This window comes from Umezawaea sp. (genome assembly GCF_036375055.1).
Lineage (GTDB): Bacteria > Actinomycetota > Actinomycetes > Mycobacteriales > Pseudonocardiaceae > Umezawaea.
This window is the reverse complement of record NZ_DASUSQ010000031.1, coordinates 1-22,496: the sequence shown is the minus strand read 5'-3', so window position 1 is coordinate 22,496 and position 22,496 is coordinate 1. Positions and strand designations below refer to the sequence as shown.

General features: G+C 65.5%; 24 protein-coding genes. 13 read left to right on the top strand and 11 right to left on the bottom strand.

What is annotated here, in order from left to right:
• Window positions 1–12 precede the first annotated feature (12 nt).
• Together VFZ92_RS09965 and VFZ92_RS09960 are read right to left on the bottom strand one after the other, a co-directional pair.
• Window positions 13–909: a helix-turn-helix transcriptional regulator gene (locus VFZ92_RS09965; RefSeq protein WP_330875551.1), complete on the bottom strand. Its 897-nt coding sequence runs from the start codon at window positions 907–909 to the stop codon at window positions 13–15.
• 408 nt (window positions 910–1,317) lie between these two features.
• A complete protein-coding gene (locus VFZ92_RS09960) occupies window positions 1,318–1,653 on the bottom strand; it encodes a recombinase family protein (protein ID WP_330875550.1) in 336 nt (111 codons plus the stop codon).
• A 362-nt stretch (window positions 1,654–2,015) separates the two neighbouring features.
• On the opposite strand from VFZ92_RS09960, the gene VFZ92_RS09955 reads away from it, so the two are divergent.
• From VFZ92_RS09955 to VFZ92_RS09945, 3 genes are all read left to right on the top strand, one after another.
• A complete protein-coding gene (locus VFZ92_RS09955; RefSeq protein WP_330875549.1) occupies window positions 2,016–2,876 on the top strand; it encodes a helix-turn-helix transcriptional regulator in 861 nt (286 codons plus the stop codon).
• 9 nt (window positions 2,877–2,885) lie between these two features.
• Complete coding sequence (locus tag VFZ92_RS09950; RefSeq protein ID WP_330875548.1) at window positions 2,886–3,083, top strand: DUF397 domain-containing protein; 198 nt, start codon at window positions 2,886–2,888, stop codon at window positions 3,081–3,083.
• Window positions 3,084–3,187: 104 nt separating this feature from the next.
• Window positions 3,188–4,720 (top strand): ATP-dependent nuclease, encoded by a 1,533-nt coding sequence (locus tag VFZ92_RS09945; RefSeq protein ID WP_330875547.1) that lies wholly within the window; start codon window positions 3,188–3,190, stop codon window positions 4,718–4,720.
• Window positions 4,721–4,845: 125 nt separating this feature from the next.
• Here VFZ92_RS09945 and VFZ92_RS09940 read toward each other — a convergent pair whose 3' ends face one another.
• Together VFZ92_RS09940 and VFZ92_RS09935 are read right to left on the bottom strand one after the other, a co-directional pair.
• A complete protein-coding gene (locus tag VFZ92_RS09940; protein WP_330875546.1) occupies window positions 4,846–5,805 on the bottom strand; it encodes a hypothetical protein in 960 nt (319 codons plus the stop codon).
• Window positions 5,806–6,054: 249 nt separating this feature from the next.
• The gene (locus VFZ92_RS09935; RefSeq protein ID WP_330875545.1) at window positions 6,055–6,417 is read right to left on the bottom strand and encodes a 4-fold beta flower protein; all 363 of its coding nucleotides are present in this window, start codon (window positions 6,415–6,417) and stop codon (window positions 6,055–6,057) included.
• Between the two features lie 171 nt (window positions 6,418–6,588).
• On the opposite strand from VFZ92_RS09935, the gene VFZ92_RS09930 reads away from it, so the two are divergent.
• The 3 genes from VFZ92_RS09930 (at window position 6,589) to VFZ92_RS09920 (ending at window position 9,913) form a co-directional block, all read left to right on the top strand.
• On the top strand, window positions 6,589–7,797 hold the full coding sequence (locus VFZ92_RS09930; RefSeq protein WP_330875544.1) for a Shedu immune nuclease family protein: 1,209 nt from the start codon (window positions 6,589–6,591) through the stop codon (window positions 7,795–7,797).
• Window positions 7,798–7,863: 66 nt separating this feature from the next.
• Entirely contained in the window at window positions 7,864–8,223 is a 360-nt protein-coding gene (locus VFZ92_RS09925) for a hypothetical protein (protein WP_330875543.1), read from the top strand.
• A 670-nt stretch (window positions 8,224–8,893) separates the two neighbouring features.
• On the top strand, window positions 8,894–9,913 hold the full coding sequence (locus VFZ92_RS09920) for a right-handed parallel beta-helix repeat-containing protein (protein ID WP_330875542.1): 1,020 nt from the start codon (window positions 8,894–8,896) through the stop codon (window positions 9,911–9,913).
• 169 nt (window positions 9,914–10,082) lie between these two features.
• Here VFZ92_RS09920 and VFZ92_RS09915 read toward each other — a convergent pair whose 3' ends face one another.
• Window positions 10,083–10,580 (bottom strand): GyrI-like domain-containing protein, encoded by a 498-nt coding sequence (locus VFZ92_RS09915; RefSeq protein ID WP_330875541.1) that lies wholly within the window; start codon window positions 10,578–10,580, stop codon window positions 10,083–10,085.
• A 201-nt stretch (window positions 10,581–10,781) separates the two neighbouring features.
• Here VFZ92_RS09915 and VFZ92_RS09910 point away from each other — a divergent pair, with 201 nt between their 5' ends.
• Window positions 10,782–11,003, top strand: coding sequence for a hypothetical protein (locus VFZ92_RS09910; RefSeq protein WP_330875540.1), 222 nt, complete (start codon window positions 10,782–10,784; stop codon window positions 11,001–11,003).
• 116 nt (window positions 11,004–11,119) lie between these two features.
• A complete protein-coding gene (locus VFZ92_RS09905; protein ID WP_330875539.1) occupies window positions 11,120–12,043 on the top strand; it encodes a glycoside hydrolase family 16 protein in 924 nt (307 codons plus the stop codon).
• Here VFZ92_RS09905 and VFZ92_RS09900 read toward each other — a convergent pair.
• The gene (locus VFZ92_RS09900) at window positions 12,040–12,846 is read right to left on the bottom strand and encodes an alpha/beta hydrolase (protein WP_330875538.1); all 807 of its coding nucleotides are present in this window, start codon (window positions 12,844–12,846) and stop codon (window positions 12,040–12,042) included. The two genes, VFZ92_RS09905 and VFZ92_RS09900, sit on opposite strands and share 4 nt — an antisense overlap.
• A 42-nt stretch (window positions 12,847–12,888) precedes the next feature.
• Here VFZ92_RS09900 and VFZ92_RS09895 point away from each other — a divergent pair, with 42 nt between their 5' ends.
• From VFZ92_RS09895 to VFZ92_RS09885, 3 genes are all read left to right on the top strand, one after another.
• Window positions 12,889–13,701 carry a class I SAM-dependent methyltransferase gene (locus VFZ92_RS09895; protein ID WP_330875537.1) on the top strand — a complete coding sequence of 271 codons (813 nt, stop codon included), beginning with the start codon at window positions 12,889–12,891 and terminating at the stop codon, window positions 13,699–13,701.
• The gene (locus VFZ92_RS09890; RefSeq protein WP_330875536.1) at window positions 13,698–15,530 is read left to right on the top strand and encodes a S9 family peptidase; all 1,833 of its coding nucleotides are present in this window, start codon (window positions 13,698–13,700) and stop codon (window positions 15,528–15,530) included. The genes VFZ92_RS09895 and VFZ92_RS09890 overlap by 4 nt, the downstream gene beginning before the upstream one ends.
• 214 nt (window positions 15,531–15,744) lie before the next feature.
• Window positions 15,745–16,242: a hypothetical protein gene (locus VFZ92_RS09885; RefSeq protein ID WP_330875535.1), complete on the top strand. Its 498-nt coding sequence runs from the start codon at window positions 15,745–15,747 to the stop codon at window positions 16,240–16,242.
• Here VFZ92_RS09885 and VFZ92_RS09880 read toward each other — a convergent pair.
• The 3 genes from VFZ92_RS09880 to VFZ92_RS09870 form a co-directional block, all read right to left on the bottom strand.
• Complete coding sequence (locus VFZ92_RS09880; protein ID WP_330875534.1) at window positions 16,190–16,666, bottom strand: DNA starvation/stationary phase protection protein; 477 nt, start codon at window positions 16,664–16,666, stop codon at window positions 16,190–16,192. The genes VFZ92_RS09885 and VFZ92_RS09880 overlap by 53 nt on opposite strands.
• Before the next feature lie 16 nt (window positions 16,667–16,682).
• On the bottom strand, window positions 16,683–17,105 hold the full coding sequence (locus VFZ92_RS09875) for an organic hydroperoxide resistance protein (protein WP_330875533.1): 423 nt from the start codon (window positions 17,103–17,105) through the stop codon (window positions 16,683–16,685).
• Between the two features lie 129 nt (window positions 17,106–17,234).
• Window positions 17,235–17,795 (bottom strand): NADPH-dependent FMN reductase, encoded by a 561-nt coding sequence (locus tag VFZ92_RS09870; protein ID WP_330875532.1) that lies wholly within the window; start codon window positions 17,793–17,795, stop codon window positions 17,235–17,237.
• A gap of 120 nt (window positions 17,796–17,915) precedes the next feature.
• Between VFZ92_RS09870 and VFZ92_RS09865 the strand changes: the two genes are divergently transcribed.
• Window positions 17,916–19,004: an alpha/beta hydrolase gene (locus tag VFZ92_RS09865; protein WP_330875531.1), complete on the top strand. Its 1,089-nt coding sequence runs from the start codon at window positions 17,916–17,918 to the stop codon at window positions 19,002–19,004.
• 77 nt (window positions 19,005–19,081) lie between these two features.
• Here the strand turns inward: VFZ92_RS09865 and VFZ92_RS09860 are convergent, their stop codons facing one another.
• Window positions 19,082–20,530, bottom strand: coding sequence for a catalase (locus tag VFZ92_RS09860; protein ID WP_330875530.1), 1,449 nt, complete (start codon window positions 20,528–20,530; stop codon window positions 19,082–19,084).
• Window positions 20,527–20,967: a Fur family transcriptional regulator gene (locus VFZ92_RS09855; RefSeq protein ID WP_330875529.1), complete on the bottom strand. Its 441-nt coding sequence runs from the start codon at window positions 20,965–20,967 to the stop codon at window positions 20,527–20,529. The genes VFZ92_RS09860 and VFZ92_RS09855 overlap by 4 nt, the downstream gene beginning before the upstream one ends.
• An 84-nt stretch (window positions 20,968–21,051) precedes the next feature.
• Here VFZ92_RS09855 and VFZ92_RS09850 point away from each other — a divergent pair, with 84 nt between their 5' ends.
• Entirely contained in the window at window positions 21,052–22,269 is a 1,218-nt protein-coding gene (locus VFZ92_RS09850; RefSeq protein ID WP_330875528.1) for an MFS transporter, read from the top strand.
• Window positions 22,270–22,496 lie beyond the last annotated feature (227 nt).

Genomic DNA, 22,496 nt, shown 5'->3' with positions numbered 1-22,496 from the left:
TCCACTTCCAGCTCACCTCCCGCTGAGGGGGAGTTCGGCGCTGTCGTACACATCAGCCCAGTGCCTGAAGACGTCCTTCGACTGCTCGACCCCCAGCACCAGCCTGTCCAGCGCTGCGAATTTCCTTTGCACGGTGGCAATGGCGGTGTCCTCGTCAAAGAACACCGTGGCCGTGTCGGTTTCGCTGTAGCCCAGCGGCTTCAGAGGCGCTGCGAAGGTCAAGAGCGTCACCGCGTGCCGCAGCGCGGGGTGACCCGTGGATACCGGTATCACCCGCAGAGTGAACCGAGGCTGTTCGGCCATGAAACCAAGGTGCAAGCACTGGTCGTGCATCACGCTCGTGTCACCAACCACCAGTCGCAGCGCGGCTTCGTGGATGAAGAACACCGCTTCGGGTGCGGCCTCCTGGTGCAGTGCTTCTTGTCGAGCAGCACGAGCGTCGAGCCAGACGCCGAGCTGTTCGCCACTGGTGCAGGTGTGACGGAGCAGGGCTTCGGCGTATGCCGAGGTGTGCAGCAGTGACGGCAGCAGCAGCGGTTGGTAGCAGGTGAGCGTCCGGGCGGTGGCCTCATGCATCCGCACACACAGCACGTCGTCCGGCGAGGCATTGTGGTGCGCGCGGACGAACAAGCCGTAGTCCGGCTCGGTGGCCAGCCCGAGGACGCGAGTTCGGGCTGCCTTGCCCACGCGATAGAGGCCCAGCAGTGTGGCGACGTCCGCTTCGCTCGCACCTCGAACGCCGCTCTCCAGCTTGCTGAGCTTGCTCGGTGACCACTCCACGTCCTGGCAGACGACGGTGCCCTTGAGTCCCAGGTCAAGTCGAATCCGCCGCAACTCCTCACCGAGTTCCCGACTGTGGGCGTTGGCAAGCCGGTAGGAGGGCTGCTCGTTGTCAGGCGACGTGGTCACTGCTGTACCTCATTTGCCGAAAGTCCGGTTTGAGTCGGCTCACCCACGGGCCGATCGAGTGCTTTTGCTTGGGGCGCAACGCCTTCCACCACGACCAGTCCGCGGGCCTCAGCGCGTTGAATGAGCTGGTGGCCGAAGTCGAGCAGCGCCAGGCCGAGCGCCAGCTCGACGCCAGGGAGGGCACGTGAGTACTCCGTGACGCCAGTACCGGTGCTCTCCTGGAGCACACGGACGACGTAGCGTCCAAGCTCCTGGTTGGCCTGTCCGAGAGCACCTAGGAAGATGCGTTCGTCGCGGCTCAACACGGCATGCCTGATCGGCGTGTGAGGTCTACGCGCCTCGTACTCCGTAGCCCCGTCCAGTGAGCGGCGCGCTGCATGCCATCTACGCCGTTCACCGCCGGGGTGGTCACGATGCATCCGCCGTGTCGGAGGCGTCGGGGTAGATGACGAACAGCTTGCGGCCCACCCCAACGATCCGGGTGGTCAACACCTTGCGGATACCGTCGTTGGTGGATAGGTGATCAACGGTCGGCACCACCACCCCGTAGCTGTCCGGGAACGTCAGTACGTCGAGCAACGCGGTAAAGCCGGTACGGGCGATTTCGTGTCCTCGCACGTCGCGGTCGACGAACGTCGAGCCGAGCAACAGTCCGCGGTCGGTGCAGTAGCGGCTGATGTCCCTGCGCAGCAAGGCAATCTCGATCTCGTCCGGCTCCTCCATGCGGATGTAGCCGTAGACCACAGACGGACTGTTTGGGGTGGGTACTGCGTCCTCTGGAGGCGTAGACACCGAAGCCATCGGGATCACCTTTTTCGCGTGCGTCATCGCCGGACGTGTGGCGTCCGGTGTTCTCGGATGTAGGGGCGTGCTGGTGACCGGGCTAGGCGGCGGCTTCGGGGAGCGCCGCCGCCTAGCCCGGCTTGGTGCAGCGACGCGCTGTGTCGGGGTGGTTGCGCGCCGTACAGACGCAAGCATGCCCGCGCAAGACTGCAAATGCAAGGACTGCAAACGCCTGTTTTGCAGGTGCCCTGTAGTTTGAGTTCGTCCTAGATCACCGCCACACTGGCGCTACTCCTGCGGGAGTTGAGGAAGGATCGACACTCGTGGCCGTCAAGAAGCACACGCCAACCGTTCGTCTGCGCCGACTTGCAGGTGAACTCCGTCGCCTGCGCGCGGCGTCCGGGTTGAGCCGTGAAGATGTTGCCGAGGCGACGGGCATCAACGATTCGACGCTGTACCGGATCGAGACGGCTCGCACGCGCCCGCAGAAGCGAACGCTGCTCACCTTGCTCAAGCACTACGACACCGACGAACCGCAGCGCGAGCACTTGGTGGCGCTCTCCAAGGAGTCCACCGAGCAAGGCTGGCTACGCGGCTTCCACTCCGACCTGCCCGAGGAGTACACGGCCTACATCAGCTTCGAGGCCGAGGCGCTGGGCGTCAGCAACTACGAGTCGCTGTTCATCCCAGGTCTGCTCCAGACCGAGGACTACGCACGAGCGGTCATCCGGGGCGTGTTGCCGATGGCCAACACGCAAGAGGTCGAAGACCGCGTGCAAGCCCGCATGGAACGGCGTGGCGTGCTGAGCAAGGAACAGCCGCTCAAGCTGTGGGCGATCGTGGACGAGGCCGCGCTACATCGACTGGTCGGTGGCGGTCAAGTCATGCACGCCCAGCTCCGGCACCTCCTGGACGTGACCCGCGAACCGCACATCACCTTGCAGGTGATCCCCTACAGCACCGGCGCCCACGCTGGTATGCCTGGTTCGTTCGTCCTGATGGACTTCGCCGACCCGATGGACACCGACCTCATCTACATCGACAGCATGGCTGGTGATCTGTTCTTGGAGTCGGAGGCCGACATCAGCCGCTACAGCACCATCTTCGACAACCTGCGCGCCGTAGCGCTCAGTCCCGACAGCTCAGTCGAGCTGGTTGCACACATCGCGAGAGAGATCGAGTAAGGAGGCACCATGCGCAAGGCAGACCTTACGCACGCCGTGTGGCGCACGAGTTCCCGTAGCAGTGGCAACGGTCAGTGCGTAGAGGTTGCGCTGCTCGGTGACGTCGTTGCCGCTCGGGATTCCAAGAACCCCAACGGCGGCGTGCTGATCGTGGGAGATGTTGAGTGGACTCAGTTCTTGAAGAAGATTCGGGATGGCAACGGGTAGCTCTGCGACGTTGCTGTCCAAGACTTCGCCCGCTTGCTGAGACTCGGTAGGCGGGTGAAGTTGTATTAAAGTCGGTGCAACGTAAAACTCTGGCGGGTTACTGCATGAAGGTCACATCTGTTCGAATTCAAAACTGGAAAAGTTTCGAGGATACGGGCGACATCGAACTGGGGTCGATCAACGTCCTTCTTGGCCGCAATAATAGTGGCAAGTCCGCGGTCCTGAGGGCGATACATCTAATGCAGTACGGAGAGGACGCCCTTGACTCGGACATTCGAATCGGCCATGAAAGCGGCTCAGTCAGGCTGTCTCTAGCCGATGTAACTCAGCCACTTTCAGATAGACGTTTCGGGCACTCTTTTGAGAACGAAGAATTTACCATGGTAATTGAATTTTCCCATGGCACTAGTCCTCGCCTTGAAATGAACTCGTATGCCGACTTGGGAGAGAGTCGACGGACATCTGCGGAACCAATTTCCCCAGTTGAACCAGTCAACTTTATTTATCCATATTATTCGAAACGCAAGGTTATAATCGACCCATCTGTCGACAGTGAGCGCACCAAGTCGGTAGCATCCGATCTGCGAAACCTTGCCGCGAAAGTCTTTCGGCTCGCAGATAGTACCTATCGTGGCAATGAAGAATTTGTTGAACTGTGCAAGCAAGCCATTGGCTTTAATCTAAGCACGTATGCAGTCGAGCATGCAGGCCAGAGGATTGGCATTTCTGTTGGCGACGATGACGAGCACATCGCTATTGAGGCAATGGGTGAAGGCGTCTCAAGCATGCTTGGACTCATCGTCAACTTGTGTCGGGGCAACGGAAACCTGTTTCTCATCGAGGAACCGGAAAACGACCTGCACCCAGAAGCGCTCAAGTTTCTGCTAAGTGTCATCGTGGAAAAGTCTGCCAACAACCAGTTTATTGTGACGACGCACAGCAATATCGTTACTAGGTATCTCGGTGCTGCACCAGATGCACGTCTATTCTCGGTGGAGTCCACGTTCGAACGCGGGCAAGCGCCAACCTCAACGATCAAGCTTGTAGAGAACACTACTGAAGCACGCATCGCACTGCTGCGACAGCTCGGTTATGAGCTTACCGATTTCGATATGTACGAGGGATGGTTGTTTCTGGAGGAGGCGTCGGCGCAGACTATTATCGAACAGTATCTAATCCCATGGTTTGCGCCGAAGCTTGCCCGCATTAAGGTTGTTTCCGGCAGGGGAGTTGACGGCGTTAAACCACTCTTCAACGAGCTTAACCGCCTGTTCCTTTTCACGCACCTCGAAAAAAGCTATAAACAGCGCGCCTGGGTCGTCATTGATGGTGATGACCGCGGTAAGGAGGTTGCGGCAAACCTCGCGAAAACCTACAAGGACTCGTACTCACCTGACCACTTCCGCACATGGGTCGAAACCGATTTCGAGCGGTACTATCCGGTCGACTTCCAGGATCGCGTGGGCGAAGCCTTCGCCCTTCATGGCGAGAAAAAGCGAGCAGCGAAGAAGCAGTTGCTGCACGATGTGAAGGGCTGGTGTGCTGCCAATGAAGAAGAGGCAAGGCAAGAGCTTGCCGCATCAGCATCGGAAGTGATTGGCTTTCTGCGAGAGATTGAGCAGAAGTTGTTTTCTTAGTCTGTATTTCAAATGCTACTCACGCATACTTCGTCAGCAAATCACGGAAGAACTTGCCCAATATGTTATTCAAGTTGGATTACATCAACTCGAATCACTGAACGGGCAAACTTTTCCCGGATAGGTCACTGATCGGTAGCGAGAATCAACTTCTCTCGCGTTACCTGGACTGTCTTTTGTGAACCACGCTTGCTCGCGGATGGTGAAGGACGCGCGCGTACCACGACGATATAGACTGTGACGCCGGATGAGTGAACTCGTGGCGGCCAGATCGCAACGTCCTCGTCCGAGGCAATCTGTAGATTATCATCGCTGAGATTGATCACGATGAGGTGGGCGGCCGTCTTGCCGTGGTCGTGCGCGTATTGGACCGCCTGATTGAAGCCCTTGCGGATGTACGAGACACCGTAACTGGCACCGTCATAGAGTTTCGTTTCCTCGATCAGAGCGTCATCACTGTCGAGGTTCGAAACCACGTCCGCTTCGCCCGAAGCAGTCCGCGGCTTCGCGATGACATGATCAGCGCCTTGATCGAACAGGAACTTCTGGATGTATCGATCATAAATATCTTCGCCGTGTGCGGTGTCAGCTTCGTACCTGGCAAACAGCTCATCCGAATCAAAACGCTCGATGCGTTGCTTTAGGCGCTCTAGCAAATAGAGGGTCTCACTCTCGGTGCCAAGCCGTTCCTCAAGGTATTCAACGAACGGCTCCATGACCTGTTCGGTCATTTCACGGACAGACGCGTTAATATTGCGCTCATTCGAGAAGGAGTGGCTGATCTGTAGCGGATCAACACTGCCGTCAGCGAAGCTGCGAAGCATGTGCCAAACAACCTTTGCTCGCCCCTGCTCACTGTTTGGCCACTTGTGGTTGTGATAGTCGAAGTTGTCTGCGACCCACTTTGTCGCGTCTAGCTCCGGAAGGCTATGTTCGAGCTGCTCAACGATGGCCCGAAGCGCTGGACTCTTCAAGATGAAGTCGCGGACATAGCCGCATTGCACGTCGTATACGTCATGACCAGTCTTAAAGAGACGCTTGTAGCGCTCCCGAATACGAACTTGAAGGTCGCGTTCGTACCTCATCCAAAGAGGCCTTTCATCTGGGATTGCAAGTTGCGCATAGCCTGGTCAACATCCTGAATAGTACCGTAGACAGAGCCGTCGCCATCAACTAGGCGGAATCGCTGACGACAGCAAGGGCACGTTCTGAATGTCTGGGTGTAGACGTCGACGAGTTGCACCTCAAAGAGGTAGCCACAGCTTGAACATGGAATGTCAATCAGCTGCGATAGTAATCCATACGATAGTTGCGACATGCTCATTCGCCCTTACCTAAGCCGAACCGCGCTTAAGGAAGTCTTCAAGCTCCTGCGTAGAACTACTACTTGAAAACGCGCTTCTGACATTTGGAATGGAACGGATACTTTTGACATTCTTGACGCGCTTCACGGATTTAACTGATGGCACATGACAAACGTTCGGGCAACGTTGACGGGTGAAGCCGACACGCCTGCCCTGAAGATCATAGATGACCCCGTCACTCCACCATCCCAGATGCTTCCCATTCCAGCCGTAGACGGTGCCTTGATCCATGTAGGCAACGGCACGCCCAGACCAGAGATAGATGGTCTCATTGTCCGATGCCAAGTAGGCAACTGGTTTTCCAGATTTCGTGTAGAGCGTCTCTTCCGACATGTGATCCTCCCGTGTAGACATAGTACGTGACCGGCGTCACGTTGCCAAATTCAACCCTCTGTCATGTCCACTTCCTGTAGCAAGATCGCCTCTGTAACAGACTGGCCGCCTCGGACGACAGTGTTTGTAAGTCGATCTTTGCGTTAGAATGGTCAATAAGGATGTACCACTATGACGGCATTTTCAGTTAGCTATCGAGCCGATGAGACCGAATTCTCGGTGTCTGATGACGACTTCTCGATGCTGGAAATCCGGGATAGTGGCAGTGAAAGCGGCTTTCAGTATTTCTACGACACCAAATTAAACCGGCTCATCACTGACTTCGTGCTTAAGGATGGGCCTCAAGTGGCAACGCTGTGCCAGGTGACGCTCATCAAGAAAGACGGCAAGTACGCTCCGCGGCTGAGGTTTTGGAAGAAGGATAAGACCAATAAGCAGAAGAAGACTCTGGCGCACGTAGTCGCTGAGGATGAAGTCACAAGGATCATCAAGGCTACAGTTGACACGAGCGACGCCCACAAAAACGTGTGGAAGCTTATTCACTTTCTACAAAGCTTTACTGGTGTTGAGCTGCCAGACGACAACTTTCGCGTCGTTGCCGAAGACAGTGCCCAGCTTGCAGAACTGCTTGAGTCAACAGACAAGCAGACGGTACTTGAGGCTGTGCGGATCGCCTTAGGCGGCGGGCTGACTGAAGAAGACATGCTGCTCCTCAGCAACCGCAAGGCACAGCTCAAGGTGTTTGAGAAGCTTTTGACCGACAAAGAGTTCTTCGAGCAAGAGCGTGTGCGCCTGGAGAAGGTCGGACCGGAGGCACTTTGGCAGGCCTTCTTTGAGGCCAACACCTGGATATTCGGCTATGGGCTGAAGTTGGTTGCCTGCGAGCCACTTGATCCTGAGAAGATGGAGCGGATTACAACCGGAGCGAACATTTTCACGGGTGCGGGCAAGCGTGTCGATGCGATTCTACGTTCGAAGGGCTACATCAGCAGCCTGTTATTCTGTGAGATTAAAACACACGAGAAGTCACTTCTCGCTTCTGGGGTCTACCGGAAACCTGACGTGTATCGGGTTTCCGATGAAGTCAGTGGCGGGCTGTCCCAGATTCAGAAGACCGTGAGTAAAGCGCTCATGAGTATTTCGCGGGAACTGCATGATCTGTACAAGGATGACGGAACGCCCACCGGTATCCAGTTTTCGACTATCAAGCCACGACAAGCGCTGATCATCGGTAACCTTGATGAGTTCAAAGTGAATGGCGCGGTCAATCCGCAGCAACTGTCTTCATTCGAGCTATTCAGACAGTCTTTTCAGGACGTGGAGATCATAACCTTCGATGAGCTATATGAACGAGCTTGCTTTATCGTGCGCGATAGCTGAGCGAGGGTAACATTCTGCCCTACGCGAACGATATTGGGTACAATCGACCGCATACCAGGAGTATAGATGCCTCTCAGCAAGATCGCTGCACAGTTTGCGGCGGAAATCAAAAACCATGACTGGTCAGATGCCCCATGGCGTAATGACCGCGCGGGACATCAACGCCCTCGGGACAATCCTGGCCGCGACACTAAGTTCCTGTCGGATGGCGAGGCTGCCAATATCCGCATGAACGTCATGTGGGTGACTGCTCAAGTGTTGGGTTACAACGATCCGAACTTCGACGCTCACGAGTTCGCTGACGCTTGCGGCGTGAGGTCAAGGAACAACGATGGCAGTAAGAGCGGCATCATTAGCCATGGCTTCCGATACAACGAAGACGGAAGCTACGCAGAGCCCGGCGGCTTCCCAGAAATGGAGCAATAATATGGAGGAATTTGGCCTTGCCTACTTTTCGGCCTCGGGAAGGTTGATCACCAGCAGTGGTGGGCATCCAACCGTTGAGTTAGCTCGCACGGAGGCTGCTAACGCCTTCCGCCAGCAGATCGAGCCACGGGCAACGATGATCAGGATCTTCCGGGGACGTGACGCGACCGAAGAGAACTTCATCGAGGACGTTCCTCGACCCGGTCGCTAGCACCTCCGCTGGCCCCTGTGGCTGTCCACGGGGCCAGCGGAGGCAGTCCTAGGATGCGTCTACCTCATTGATCTTGTTCTGGACGTAGCGAGCCAGACGAGAGTTCAACCTGAATCCCGCGATCCCGACGGTTGAACACACAGGCCGGGAACCCGCGAGGGTTCCCGGCCTGTTCTCGTCCCAGCACCCGTCCCCTCCGGGAGCGACCAGTCCGTCCAGCACCCGCGGGTGCGATTAACAATCAGCATGGCCTGGATCGCAGAATTGCGGGTTTTTCGATCGAATCAACAATTCCCCTGGGACGTTCGGTGGAAATTCCGGCGAACCGGCGACTTCGTCGCGCGGAGGTGCCACCCTTGTTCATCCGGACAAGGGGAGGCATCAATGCGATTATTGACGCTGTTCGCTGCGACAATTGCACTGTTCGGCTCACAAACACCACCGGCTTCGGCGGGTACGGTGCAGTGCGGGGCCACGATCACGCACAGCGTTGCGCTGACCGCGGACCTGGTCTGCGCGGACGTCGGGCTCGTCGTCGCGGGCAACGGGGTGGTGGTCGACCTCGGTGGCCACGAGCTCAAGGCCAAGACCGCGCTGCTGGTCAAGGACGTGCGGAGGACGGTCGTCCGCAACGGCGCGATCACCGGCGACAACGTCGGCGGCGTGAAGCTGGAGAACACGCTGCGGACCACCTTCTCGAACGCGACCATCGCCGCGGGCATCGCCGGGACCGGGGCGCGGAACACGCTCCTGCACAAAGTCACCCAGGGAAACTGGTACACGCAGACGCTGTTCTCCGAAGGGTCGTCGGTGACCGTCTCGGAATCGAGTGTCCAGGGTTACTCGTTCCGCTGCTACACCTCTTCGCCGTGCAGGATCGACAACAGCCAAACCCAGATCAGTGATTACCTCAACTGCGACGAGGATTCGTCGTTGACGTTCAGGGGCGGCTTTCTGAACTCCACGTGGATGGGGTGCACCAACCTGACGATCCGCGGGGCGCGGGTCTACTCCTACCAGGTCGGGGCCGTCAACCTGACGATCACCGACAGCACGCTGGACGGGTTCATCGTCTACGCGACGAAGCTCGTCGTCCTGCGCAACCGGTTCGACGTCGACATCACCGGGATGATGATCGTCAGGCTGGACAACGGCGTGATCCGCGGCAACACGTTCTCGAACATGGCGTCCGCCGGGCTGACCGTCAACCTCGACACCCCGCTGGCGGGCAGGGTGGTGGTCGAGCACAACACGTTCACCGCCAACGGCTTCCGCCCCAGCACCTGGGACAAGGGCGGGAACGTGATCGACGCGGGGGCGCACTTCTACCTGCCGAGCGGGGGCGATCTGGTGGTGCGGGACAACCACTCCGCCGACAACCACGCGTACGGCTACTGGGCCCAGCCGGGCACGGTGGTCGACGGCGGCGGGAACACCTCCGTCAACAACCCGCTGGGGTGCCTGGGCATCGCCTGCTAGCCGGGACGCGACCGTCCGGCGGGCCGGGAACTCGATCACGTCCCCGGCCCGCCGGTGATCGACGAATCAGCTCGGCGTGAAACTGTTTATCGGAACTCGAATGCGAGAAATCCACGCGATAAAGCACTCCGCGACGCGCGTCGCCCTGTGCCTCCCGCGTAGGCGCGGATCAGTCGGCCAAGCGGAACGCGAGTGCCGTTTCCCACTTCGCCATGTCCGGTTCCACGGTCGGGTCGGTCAGGAAGACCTCCAGCCTGCACCCCCACAGCTCACCCTCCGGGGAGTCCTCCACGTCCCACGCGAGACCCCGGTCGGCGGCCCACGCCAGCAGGTCCTCGGTGATGGCCAGCAGGTCGTCGGGATGGCCGGTGTGCGTGATCTCCACGTACCGCCCCGCGGGCAGGACACCGGCGAGCACATCGCCCTCACCTGCGACGGGAGCCTCCACGGGGACCCCGGCCTCGACCTCCAGCACGTCCTCCGCGCCGATCCGGTTGTACCTGAAGAACGGGGCTCCGGCCGGCTCGACACCCCTCGCGCCGAGCCAGCCGAAGACCTCGCCCATGCGGTCGGCGATCTCGCCGAAGGTCCGCATGGTGACCACGCCCCTGATGGCCGCGTACGGCTGTTCGGCGCGGTGCGTGATTCGTGGAAGTTGTTCACTCATGGAGGTGAGACCACTCCCTACGCCAAAACTCATCGCCGTTCGCACGATCGGGTGAAAAAGGATATCTCAGCTGACTCAGCGTAACGAGAATAGAGGTTGTTCCGACAACGAGACATGGCGTCCGCACCAGAAGGCGCCGTTCACGTCGGGAGAAACTCCATGAGCTTCATCTCCTCGGTCGACCATGCCCGAAAAACGTGGGTGACCACCGCGACGACCGCGCTGACGATCGTCACGCTGTCCAGCCTCGTCGGTGTGCTGACCACGCCGTTGTTCGCGTTCCTCACCGCGGCCGCGTGCACGCTGGTCACCGCGCTCGGGGTGGCGCTGTCGCGGGCGGCGCGGACCATGGACGCGATCTTCGCCGAAGAGCTGGACGACCGGCGGCGGCAGGCGCCGACGCCCCTGAAGAGGGCCGAGTAGCCGATCTTCCCGACGGAGCGCACAGTTCGGTGCCGGGAGCGCGTGGCCGCCGTTGACACGGGGGTCGCGGGACCGCTTCCATGCGTACCCCGCAGCTCCGACGAGAGGCCCGTCCCATGACAGTCGCCCGCCCGCGCACGGTGATCGCCCTCGCGGTGGTCCTGCTGACGGCGGCGTGTTCGAGTCCCGACCTAGGCGCGGAGCAGCAGCCGGACTGGCAGGTCACCTGGCGCGAGGACTTCGACGGCGCCGAGGGCGCTCCGCCCGCCGCGGACGGCTGGATCCTCGACACCGGCACCGCCTACCCCGGTGGCCCGGCGAACTGGGGCACGGGCGAGGTGCAGACCTACACCGCGGACCGGTCGAACATCGGCCTGGACGGCCGCGGCAACCTGGAGATCACCCCACGGCGGGACGCCTCGGGCGCCTGGACGTCCGGTCGCGTCCAGAGCAGGCGCGCCGACTTCACGGCCCCCGAGGGCGGTGCGCTGCGCATCGAGGGCCGCGTGCGGATGCCCGACGTCCGGGGCGACGCCGGGCTGGGCTACTGGGCCGCCTTCTGGGCGCTCGGCGCGCCCTACCGCGATCACCACTGGAACTGGCCGGGTGTCGGCGAGGTCGACGTCGTGGAGAACGTCAACGGCGTGGACCGGGTGTGGGGCGTCCTGCACTGCGGTGTCGCGGCGGGCGGGCCGTGCGACGAGCCGCGGGGCATCGGCGCCGACTCGGCGTGCCCCGGCTCGCCGTGCCTGGCGGAGTTCCACACCTACGCGTTCGAGTGGGACCGGGGCACCAGCCCGAACGAGTTCCGCTGGTACGTCGACGGGCAGCGGTACCACTCGGTCGACGAGGCGCGGGTCGGTCCGGCCGCGTGGGCCTCGATGACCTCGCACACCGGCTTCTTCGTGCTGCTCAACGTCGCCGTCGGCGGCGCCTTCCCCGACGGCGTGGCGGGCCGCGGCACGCCGACGGCCACCACCGCGCCGGACCGGTCCATGGTCGTCGACCACGTGTCGGTGTCCACCAGGGCGGGCCGCTAGCGGTCGTCCCGTGCGCGCAGCACGCGGTCGGCCAGCGCTTCGACGACGGCGGCGACCTCGGCGGGGTGCTTGAGGTCGGCGCCGTGGTCGCGGCCCGGCATGACCACGCGCTCGGCGGTGGGCATCGCGGCGGCGAGCGCGTCGAGGCGTTCGGCCAGGTGGGCGGGGCTGCGGTCGCCGCCGAGCAGGACGGTCGGCACGGTGACGCGGGCGTAGGTGTCCAGGCGCACGCCGAGGTCGTCCAGCGCGGCCAGCGAGTTGATCTGGCCGGGCACCAGTCGGCGGTACTTCGGGACGGCGGCGACGGCCGCGCCCGCGAGGGTCGCCTGCCACGGCGCCAGGCCGACGGTGCGGCGGAAGAAGAGCGCCATGGCGCGGCCCGGCCTGCCCGCGGCCAGCGCGGCCTTCGCCTCGGCGACCACCTCACCGCCCAGGGGTGGGCCGATGGCCACCGGCGCCTCGAAGACCACGGCGCCGGAGAACGCCCGCGGTGCCGCCGCCAGCGCCTCCAGGGCGACCACGCCGCCGTCGGAGTGGCCGTAGAGCACGACCGGCCCGCCGACCGAGCGGACCACGGCCACCACGTCGTCGACCTCGTCGGCGACGCTGCACGGCAGGGTGTCCAGGTCGAGGCGGTACTGCCTGCGGTGCAGCCTCAGGACGCGGAACCGGCGGGCGAGGATCGCGGCCAGCTCGTGGTCGCGGCTGCCGTCGTCCAGGCCGGGGTGCAGCAGCACCACGACCGGCCCCGAGCCCTCGTCGTGCACGCGGACGTCGGTGCCGTCGCCTGCGGTGATCGTCATGTGGGCCTCCCCGTGGCGCCAGGCTAGTGGGAACCTCGACCCGTGGACGAGCGACGAGCGCGGATCGAGTTGCGGCGGCGGTTCTACGGCGTCGGGGACCTCAGCGAGCTGCCGATCTTCGGTGGCGGCTACATCAACTTCGGCTACTGGAAGGGGATCCCGCTCGACGGCGAGCTGACCCTCGACCAGCGGATCGCGAGCCAGCAGGCCCTCTACGACCTGGTGCTGGACGTGCTCGACGTCGGTGCCGGGGACCGGGTGCTGGAGGTCGGGAGCGGACGCGGGCTGGGCGCGGCCTCGGCGGTGGGGCGCGGGCCCTCGGTGGTGCGCGGGGTGGACGTCGAACCCGAGCAGGTGGCGCGCGCGTCCGCCGCCCACCACGACGAGCGGCTGGCGTTCGTGCGGGGGTCGGCGTCCGACCTGCCCTTCGGCGACGGGGAGTTCGACAAGCTGCTGTCGGTGGAGGCGGCCCAGCACTTCGAGGACGTCGCCGGGTTCGCGCGGGAGTCGTTCCGGGTGCTCCGACCGGGTGGGCGGCTCGCGGTGGCGACGTTCTTCGCCAACCGCGCCGACGCCGGACCCGAGATCGCCGACCTGCTGGGGACGTTCGCGAGCGGCCTCGACCTGGCCCACCCGGTGGACGGGGTGCTGGCCGACCTGCGGGCGGCCGGGTTCGTCGACGTCGTGGCCACGACCATCGGCGAGCACGTGTGGGCCGGGTTCGACCGGTGGATCGAGCTCGGCCGCGTGCGCCACGACTGGGACCGGAACTGGACCAGGGTGGTGGCGCGCGGGCTGGCGGACTACTACCTGGTGACCGGGTGTCGGACCCTTGAGGCAGGATCGCAGTCGTGACGACTCATCCCGCTGCCGTGGTTCCGAATCCGCTGTTCACCGACCCCGAGGCCGAGGCCCGGTGGCGGGCCCGCTTCGCCGCGCCGAGGATGTCGGCCCCCTCCTGGGCGGAGAACGCGCCCGACCGGAACCTGTACCTGTCGAACGCGAGCGGGGTGTGGGAGGTCTACGCCTGGGACCGGTCGGACGACGTCCACCGGAAGGTGACGGACCGGCCGAACGGCACGTCGCACTACCGGATCAGCCCGGACGGCGAGTCGATCTGGTGGTTCGCCGACCACGACGGCGACGAGTTCGGCCTGTGGGTGAGCGAGCCGTTCACCGCGGACGGCCGGGACGCGTGGACCGCGGTCGAGGGCGTGCCCGCGGGGTACTCGGCGGGCCTGGAGATCGGTGGGGACGTCACCGCCGTGGGCGTGTCGACGGACGACGGCACGTCGGTGTGGCTCTCGCGCAAGGGCGGTGCGGCGGAGGTCGTCTACGCGCACGAGAACGACGGCGGGCTGGACGCGCTGTCGAAGGACGAGACGCTGCTGGTGCTCTCGCACTCCGAGCACGGCGACAGCAGGCACCCCGCGCTGCGGGTGCTGTCGGTGGAGACGGGCGCGACCGTCGCGGAGAAGTGGGACGGCGAGGGCAAGGGCCTCGGCACGGTCGCGTTCAGCCCGGTGCTGGGCGACAACCGGGTGCTGGTGCTGCACGAGCGCCGGGGCCGCGAGGAGCTGCTGCTCTGGGACGTCGAGGCGGACACCGAGTCGGAGATCGTCATCGACCTGCCCGGCGAGATCGTCGCGGACTGGTACCCGGACGCGACGGCGCTGCTCGTCGTGCACACGTTCGAGGCCCGCAACACGCTCTACCGCTACCACCTGATGACCGGTGAGCTGTCCGAGCTGGACACCCCGCACGGGACCGTCGGGTCGGCGGCCGTGCGTCCGGACGGGACGGTCGAGTACTCGTGGTCGTCGGCCGCGCACCCGCCCGTGGTCCGCGCGCTGTCGCCGGACGGCTCGGAGCGCGTGCTGCTGGAGTCGGACGGGGCGAAGGCCCCCGGTTCGCAGGACGTGGCCGACGTGTTCGTGGACGGGCCCGGCGGCCGGGTGCACGCGCTCGTCGCCCGGCCTGCCGGTGCGCCGGACGGGCCGCTGCCGACGGTGTTCAGCCTGCACGGCGGCCCGCAGTCGGCGGACGAGGACAGGTTCTCCGCGTACCGCTCGGTGTGGCTGGACGCGGGCTTCGCGGTGGTGCACGTGAACTACCGGGGCTCCACCGGGTACGGGTCGGCGTGGCGGGACGCGATCGAGGGCAGGCCGGGGCTCACCGAGCTGGCCGACGTGGCCGCGGTGCACGACTGGGCCGTCGAGACCGGCTTCGCCGACCCGGCGAGGTGCGTGGTCAACGGCGCGTCGTGGGGCGGTTACCTGAGCCTGCTGGCGCTGGGCACCCAGCCGGAGCGCTGGGCCGTCGGCACGTCGATGATCCCGGTGGCGGACTACCTGGCGGCGTACGAGGACGAGATGGAGCCGCTGCGGGCGTTCGACCGGGCGCTGTTCGGCGGGTCGCCGGAGGAGCTGCCGGAGCTGTACCGCGAGTGCTCGCCGCTGACCTACGTCGACGCGGTGCGCGCGCCCGTGCTGGTGCTCGCGGGCGAGAACGACCCGCGCTGCCCGATCCGGCAGATCGACAACTACCTGGACCGGCTGGCCGAGCGGGGCGCGGTGTACGAGGTGTACCGCTGGAACGCGGGCCACGGGTCGCTGGTGATCGAGGAGTCGCTCAAGCAGACGGCGGCCGAGGTCTCCTTCGCGCTGCGGCACCTGCCGAGCTAGGCGACCCCCGCCGGGTTTCGCGCCGTCCAGGGCGATTCATCGTGGTGCCGTCGCCGCACCTGAGCCGCGCGACACCCGGTGGGGATCGCGGTCACCGCGCTGGTCTGGTCGCACGGCGCCGTACCGCGCCCTACCTCCTGACCGGCCCCCACGCGGGCAGGCGATCGCGGGGGCGGAGGGGACCCGCGTCCTCGGGGTGCGTCGTGACGGTGTCGTGCGCCCGACGGGTCGGGCGGGCGCGTGGGGTCCGTCCTGGAGGCACGCGACGACCGAGCGCAGGTCGTTCGGGCACCTGGTGCGGAGCCGGATGGCCCGCACCGGGGAGACCTGCTCCACAGCCCGCCGCCACCTGCTGGGCGAGCAGGCCGTCCGCACCGGCGGTGGCACGCGGCACGGGTCGGCGCTGCTGCGCAACGTCCTCGGCGGCCGGGCGAGCGGGCCGCTGCTCGCGGGCCTGGCCGGTGGGGTCGGGTTCCTGTGCTCCGTGTTCGAGTACGCGGGGCACCACCCGACGATGACGATCGTGTCCCGGCACCACCCCGACCCGTACATGCCGGCGGTGCCGCGGGGTGCCGCACGGGCATGGCCCACGGCGAGCACGGATCACGGGGAGCAGGCGAGAGCGGCCGCCGCGGGAAGGACCCGCGGCGGCCGCGGTCTCACGCCTGCTGGGCCTGCCACATCCAGTGCGCCTGCTCGACCTGCTTGGTGATCTCGATGAGCAGGTCCTGGGACACCAGGTCCGCCTTGTCGGTCGCCTCGATCCGCGTGCGGAGCCGCTCGATGAGCTTCGCGAGGGCGGACACGATCGTGGTGATCACCGTGTCCTCGTCCTGCCAGCCCTCCGGGAAGTCCAGCACGGAGCCGTCTGCGACGGTGCGCACCTTGCCGTTGGGCGAGACGCCCAGCGCGCTGGCGCGCTCGGCGACCTCGTCGGTGTAGGTCCGCGCGAACGTGACCAGCTCGTCGAGCTGGAGGTGCACGCTGCGGAAGTTCTTGCCGACGATGTTCCAGTGCGCCTGCTTGGCGATCAGGGACAGGTCGATCAGGTCGACCAGGGTGCTCTGGAGCACCTCGCCGACGGCGTCCCTCTCGGCGTTGCCGAGCGGGGAGCTGATCGGTGACTTGACGGGCATGACTTCAGCGCCTCCTTCAGACGGTGGCGGTAACGGCCACCTCGATGTTGCCGCGAGTCGCGTTGGAGTACGGGCACAGCTGGTGCGCCTCGTGGACGAGCTTGTCCGCCACGGACTGCTCGACGCCGTCGACGCGGGCGACCAGGTCGACGGTCAGGTGGAAGCCGGGGCGGTCGTCGATGCGGCCGATGCCGACCTTCGCCGTCACCTCGGTCACGCCGACCTCGACCTTGGCGATGCGGGCGGCGGTCCGCAGCGCGCTGTTGAAGCACGCGGCGTAGCCTGCGGCGAACAGCTGCTCGGGGTTCGTGCCGCCACCGGGTCCGCCCATCTCCTTGGGGATCGCCACCAGCTCGTCGAGCACCCCGTCGGAAGACCGGATCTCGCCCTGACGACCTTCACCCAGGGCGACGGCTTCGGCGGTGTAGAGCACGTTCATGTGACGCTCTCCTTCGAGCTGGAGGGGTGGTTCCCGGTGTTCTACTACTTGGTAACCACTCTCCGACACTCTTCGACTCCCGGTGGTGTGGCAACTCACCCGCCGAAGGCATACCCGAAGGTGCGAACGTCAACCCGACTGTGACAGGGCGAACTCCGCGACCTGGCGGCCGATGACGCGCAGCGTCTCCGCGACGGCCGGGTCCGAGCAGCCGCCGTCGCCGTCGAAGGTGACGTCGCCGGAGTGCACGGCCGCGCCCAGCGGCGTCGGCCAGCCGCGCAGCGCGTGCACGATCGAGCGCAGCGCGGTCAGCGTGGTGACGGACGCCTGCCAGCCCTGCGCGGCGGCGACGCAGCCGACCGCGCGGCCCGTGAGGTACGGGCGGTCGTCGGTGCGGAGGTCCTCGACGTAGTCCAGCGCGTTCTTGACCAGGCCGGACACCGTGCCGTGGTAGCCGGGCGACACCAGCACGACGCCGTCGGCCCCGCGGAGCGCCTTCACGAGCCGGGACGCCGCCTCGGGGCGGTCGGGGACGTGCGGGTCGTAGAACGGGAGCACGAGGTCGGGGCCGGTCACCTCGATCGTGTGCGCACCGGCTTCGCGCGCGCCCGACAGCGCGATGCGCATCGCGCGTTCGGACTGCGAGTTGGGGCGGATGGAGCCCCCGATGCCCACCACGGTGACCGTCATGCGTCGAGATCCTTCCACCTGCGCGAACCGAACGACTCGACCGTACGACCTCCAGCGCGGTGGAGGTCCACCCGGTGGGGACGCTCGTCACATCGACTACCCGCGAGTAACATTCGACTCATGTCGAAGCTCGCCGATTCCCTCCCCGTCGGTGTCCTCGCGGGGGCCCTGCGGTTCGCCTTCGGCCTGCCCGCTCCGGTGCGGCGGCTGATCACCGGGAAGCCGGTCGTCGTCGACGGCCAGCGCCTGCACCCCGACGCCCAGCTCCTGCTCAAGCTCCAGCAGCTCAGCGGCCAGGACTGGGACACCACCACGCCCGCGCAGAACCGGGCCGCGCTGACGCAGAGCAACGCGCTGGTGTGCGGACCGGTCGTGCAGGGCGTCGCCACGCGCCCGGTGCGCATCCCCCGCGACGGCGGCGTGGTCCCCGGCCGCGTCTACGAACCCGTCGGCCTCGCACCCGACTCCGCGTTGTTGATCTTCTACCACGGTGGCGGCTGGGTCAGCGGGGACCTCGACAGCCACGACAACCTGTGCCGGTTCCTCGCCGTCGAGGCGGGCGTCCGCGTGCTGGCCGTCGACTACCGGCTCGCCCCGGAACACCCGTTCCCCGCGGCCGTGGAGGACGTGATGGTCGCGTTCGAGTGGGCCGTCGAGCACGCCTCCGACCTGCGCGTGGACCGCGACCGCATCGCGCTCGGCGGCGACAGCGCGGGCGGCAACCTGGCCGCCGTGACCGCGTTGCGCGCGGCGCAGGCCGGTGGGCCGACACCGGTGTTCCTGCTGCTGCTCTACCCCGCCGTCGACGCCTCGACCCGCCGCCGCTCCCGCGACCTGTTCGGCAACGGCTTCTTCCTCACCGACGCCAAGATGGACTGGTTCCGCGACCACTACGCGCCCGAGGAGGAGTCCTGGGTGGACCCCAGGATCTCGGTGCTGCTGGCCGACGACCTCAGCCTCCTGCCGCCCACCTACCTCGCGACCGCGGGCTTCGACCCGCTGCGCGACGAGGGCGAGGCGTTCGCGGCGCGGCTCGCGGAGGAGGGCGTGCCGGTCGTGCTCCGCCGCCACGAGGGCCTGTTCCACGGGTTCGCCAACGTCCTCGGCCTGGGCGGCATCTACCGCGAGGCCGTGTCCGAGGCCGTCGGCTCGCTGCGCACCGGGCTCGCGCTGGCCAACGCCCGCCAGGACGTGCCGAAGACCGCCTGAGCACGGCGGAACGGCCCCGGTGGCGCTCGCGAGGAGCGCCGCCGGGGCCGTTGCGCGTGGTGGCGTGCGGGTCTAGCTCACTTGCCGAAGCCTGCGGCGATGCGGTCGCCGGTCTCCTTGTCGATGTTGCGCCAGTACTCGAACACGCGCTCCAGCACCGGCTCGGACACGCCGTTGCCCGCGTGGTTGATCACGGTCTCCACGAGCCGGTCGCGCTGCTCCTGCGTGAACACCTCGCGGATCAGCGTGCCCGCCTGGCCGAAGTCGTCGTCCTCGACGTGCAGCTTGTAGGCCGCGCGCACGGGGGCGTCCTCGACGCCGTAGTTCGTCGTCACCTCGCCCGCCGCGATCGGGTCGGCGTGCGGGCCGCCGTAGGAGTTCGGCGCGTACACCGGGTCGGACGCGTTGCCGTACCGCATCGCGCCGTCCTTGGAGTAGGAGTTCACCGGCGACTTCGGCCGGTTCACCGGCAACTGCGCGTAGTTCGCGCCGATCCGGTACCGGTGCGCGTCCGGGTAGGAGAACATCCGGCCGATCAGCATCTTGTCCGGCGACGGCCCGATGCCGGGCACCAGGTTCGTCGGCTCGAACGCGGCCTGCTCGATCTCCGCGAAGTAGTCGGCCGGGTTCCGGTCCAGCACCAGCTTGCCGACCTTGACCAGCGGGTAGTCGCTGTGCGGCCACACCTTCGTCAGGTCGAACGGGTTGAACCGGTAGTTCTCCGCCTCCGCGTACGGCATCACCTGGACGTGCAGGGTCCACGACGGGTGCTCGCCGCGCTCGATCGAGTGCCACAGGTCGGCCCGGTGCGCGTCGGCGTCCTCACCGGCGATCCGCGCGGCCTCCTCCGACGTCAGCGTCTCGATGCCCTGGTCGGTCTTGAAGTGGTACTTCACCCAGAACTTCTCGCCGACCGCGTTCTCCCAGAGGAACGTGTGCGAGCCGTACCCGTTCTGGTGGCGCCACGTCTTCGGGATGCCCCGGTCGCCCATCAGCCAGGCCACCTGGTGCGCCGTCTGCGGCTGGAGCGTCCAGAAGTCCCACTGCATGTCGTGGTCGCGGCGACCGGTGTCGGCCCGCCGCTTCTGCGAGCGGATGAAGTCCGGGAACTTGATCGGGTCGCGCAGGAAGAACACCGGCGTGTTGTTCCCGACCAGGTCGTAGTTGCCCTGCGACGTGTAGAACTTCAGCGAGAAGCCGCGCGGGTCGCGCCACGTGTCCGGCGACCCCAGCTCACCCGCGACGGTCGAGAACCGCACCAGCGCCTCGGTCTTCACACCGGGCTGGAACAGCGCCGCCTTCGTGTACCGGCTGACGTCCTCGGTGACCTCCAGGTACCCGAACGCGCCGCCGCCCTTGGCGTGCACCACGCGCTCGGGCACCCGCTCGCGGTTGAACTGGGCGTTCTTCTCGATCAGGTAGTGGTCCTGGAGCAGGATCGGCCCGTTGGCGCCCAACGTCAGCGAGTGGTCGTCGCTCGCGACGGGGATGCCGACGTTGTTCGTGGTGTGGCGCGGTTCGGTCACGCTGGTGGCTCCTCGTTCCGTGGTGGGAGTTGGCAGTCGCCGCACAGGCCCCAGAAGACCACCTCGGCCCGGTCGACGGTGAAGCCCGCCGAGTTCGGGGGTTCGAGGCAGGGCGCCGCGCCGTGGACGTGGTCGACGTCCTCGGCGCGGCCGCAGCGGCGGCAAACCAGGTGGTGGTGGTCGTCCCCCGTGCGCGTCTCGTAGCGGGCCGGATGACCGGCGGGCTCGATCCTGCGCACGAGGTTCAGCCGGGAACACGTGTTCAACACGTCGTAGACGGCTTGTGTCGACACCGTCCCCAGCCGCTCCCGCACCCCGTCGGCCACGTGCTCGGCCGTCGAGTGCGGGTGCCGGCCGAGCCACTCCAGCACGGCCAGCCGAGGAGCGGTGAGACGCAGTCCGGCTCCTCGCAGCAGTTCACGCGGGTCAGGTGTCATGTCCCGACCATGTGACCACGTTTTCTGGAATGAGTCAAGAAAACGAGCGGTTAAAGACTTGCTCCCGCAGGGCACGATGGGATCGTGAACCCTGCTAAGTACCTGAGCCTGCTCCGCCTGCCGGGCATCAGACCGGCGATGCTGCTGATGCTCCTGGCCAGGATCCCGACGACGGCGTCGGGCATGACCCTGACGCTCCACGTGGTCCTGTCGCTGGACAGGGGCTACGGCGCGGCGGGCCTGGTCGGCACGGCCAGCACCATCGGCATCGCACTGGGCGCCCCGCTGATGGGCCGCCTCACCGACCGCCGAGGACTGCGCACGATGCTCGCGCTCAGCACGGTCACCGAGGGCCTGTTCTGGTTCACCGCACCGGCACTGTCCTATCCGGTCCTGCTCGTGACGGCGTTCCTGACCGGCCTCACGATCCTCCCGGTGATGTCCATCGGCCGCCAGGTCCTCACCGCGCTGACACCGGTGGACCACCGCAGAACCGCGCTCGCCATGGACTCCATGGCCGTCGAGGTCGCCTACATGGCGGGACCGGCGCTGGCGGTGCTGCTCACCACCAGCGCCTCCAGCCGCACAGCACTGTGGACGGTGGGAGCCGCCATGGTCGCGGCCGGGATCGCACTGTGGATCGCCAACCCCCCGGTCCGCAGCGAGGAGGAGGAAACCCACGCGGAACGCCCACCGAGGCGGGAATGGCTGACGGCACCGGTCCTGGGTGTGCTGGTGACGTCCTGCGGAGCGATCCTCGTACTGGCGGGGATGGAAGTCTCCCTGGTGGCCGCCCTGCAAGAACAAGGCCAGATCCAGTGGACCGGCCCACTGGTCATCGTCATGTGCGCGGCCTCGCTGATGGGCGGCTTCATCTACGGCGGCCTCACGAACGCCCCGACCCCGAGAACCCTCATGGCCTCACTGGGCCTGCTGGCCATCCCGGTGGGCCTGGCATCAGACAACCTCTGGCTACTGGCAGCAGCACTGGTCCCGGCAAACATGCTGGCGGCTCCGGTGATCGCCAGCACGGGCGAGGTGATCACCAAACTGACCCCGGCATCGGTGCGCGGCGAGGCAATGGGCCTGCAAGGCTCAGCGTTCACCCTCGGAGCAGCAGCAGGAGCCCCACTGGCGGGCTTCGTCATAGACCACTCGTCATCGGGCTGGGGCTTCGCGGCGACGGGAGCAGCGGGCGCCGCCATCGCGGCCCTGGGCGCAGCCCTCGACCACAGAGCGAAACACACGACCAAGAACAACGAAAAGGCCGACCCGCAACCAACGAGCCAGAGCCTTCCCTAGAGCAGTGGCCGATGTCGCTCGGGGGATTCGACCCTTGCCCCGGTGGAAGGGCAGGTAGCCACCACCTGCCCTTCAGCCCGATCACTGGGTCACATCGAGGGGTCCCCGAGTCGCATCGGCCACCACCGCTGGGACCGGCGGAACCCCTACCCCCACCTCACCGAACCAACTCCGCGTGCAACTCCCGCAAAGCCGAATAGGCCTTCTCCACCAGAGGCCGAGCCCGC